The 953-nt window shown below is 62.7% G+C and carries 1 protein-coding gene; it reads left to right on the top strand.

Features of this window, described 5'->3' with window-relative positions:
* Nucleotides 1–16: 16 nt before the first annotated feature.
* Nucleotides 17–953: AMP-binding protein (locus tag NKI54_RS36300; protein ID WP_352694654.1), on the top strand; the 937-nt coding region annotated here is incomplete at its 3' end.

Raw genomic sequence — 953 nt, 5'->3', positions numbered from 1 at the left:
CTATCCCTGCGCGCGGCTGCGGCAGGTTGTCGAGGATGCGGCGCCGCGGCTGCTGCTGGCCGATGCGGCCGGCCGCGCCGCGCTCGGCCCCGAGGCGCTTGTCCATGTGAGCGTGGTCGATCTGGAGACGGCGACCCCGGCTTGGGCCGAACTGCCCGCTTGCGATCCCGAGCCGCGCGCCATTGGCCTGACCGCGCGCCATCTCGCCTATGTCATCTACACCTCAGGCTCCACCGGAACCCCAAAGGGCGTCATGGTCGAGCATGGAAGTCTGGTCAATCTCGGGTTGGCTCAGATCGGGCTTTTTGGCGTCTGTTCGAATAGCCGTGTTGTGCAGTTCGCCTCCTTCGGCTTTGATGCAAGTGCTTGGGAGCTTGTCATGGCGTTTGGCTCAGGCGCCGCATTACACTTGCCTGCGGACGAGCTCCGCCAGGCGAGTAACAAGCTATCGGATTACCTGCGAAGCGAAGCCATAACCCATGCGACATTACCTCCAGCCTTGCTTCAGGCAAGCAGGGATCCGGGATGTTTGGCATCGCAAGTTCTTATTCTTGCTGGCGAACTGCCGAAAGCTGAACTCGTCCGAAGTCTGGCCTCGGCATCTATCGTCAACGCCTATGGCCCGACCGAAGCAACAGTCTGCGCGACGGTTTGGAGTTGTCCCGATGACTTTGATGGGTCAGTTGTCCCGATCGGGCGTCCGATTGCGAACACGCGGGTGTATCTGCTGGACGGTCATGGTGCGCCCGTCCCGTTCGGGGCGGTGGGGGAGCTCTATATCGGCGGGGCGGGCGTTGCGCGGGGTTACCTGAACCGGCCCGAGCTGACGGCGGAGCGGTTCATTGCCAGCCCCTTTGTGGAAGGCGATCGGCTGTATAAGACCGGCGATCTGGCGCGTTATCTGCCGGACGGCAATCTGGAGTTTCTGGGCCGCAACGACGACCAGGTGAAGA

Origin of the sequence: Mesorhizobium sp. M0663 (assembly GCF_040320585.1) — a bacterium.
Taxonomy (GTDB): Bacteria; Pseudomonadota; Alphaproteobacteria; order Rhizobiales; family Rhizobiaceae; genus Mesorhizobium.
The sequence above is the reverse complement of the archived record's forward strand: the minus strand, read 5'-3'. Positions and strand labels throughout refer to the sequence as shown.